This is a genomic window from Rossellomorea aquimaris, assembly GCF_001877785.1.
Lineage (GTDB): Bacteria > Bacillota > Bacilli > Bacillales > Bacillaceae_B > Rossellomorea > Rossellomorea aquimaris_A.
Genome location: NZ_MINN01000027.1, coordinates 1 through 410 on the forward strand (window position 1 = coordinate 1; position 410 = coordinate 410).

Genomic DNA, 410 nt, shown 5'->3' on the forward strand with positions numbered 1-410 from the left:
GACGACATCAATATGCGGCTGTTTGAGCACTTTTTTAGGCAGATATTTTCTCCATTCCTTGCCGATTACCCGGACCGTGAATGGCAGATGGACCGCTTCTTTCATAAGCTGAACCCGATTAGGGTAAGGGTAGCCGATGATTAACAGATTTGAATGATAGGATTGTTCGGTGCCCATTTTTTTAAACAGCCGATGATTAACTGGTATCGGAACATAATAGACGTGCTGGTAGAAAAAAAACACGAAACGAGTCAGTTGTACACACTAAACGCCAAGAACTATGACTCGATTTAGTGTGTAGCGGGTCTCACACTGTACGTGTTAATATAACGAACGCGGAAAATACTTCTGCACAACCGGTCAACTACACTGATACAACAAGCTACACAGCGTACGCTTTATAGGTCAGG

The 410-nt window shown here is 43.4% G+C and carries 1 pseudogene; it reads right to left on the reverse strand.

Features of this window, described 5'->3' with window-relative positions:
• Nucleotides 1–231, reverse strand: a pseudogene (locus BHE18_RS01090) (hypothetical protein); the annotation flags it as partial.
• Between the last annotated feature and the right edge of the window lie 179 nt (nucleotides 232–410).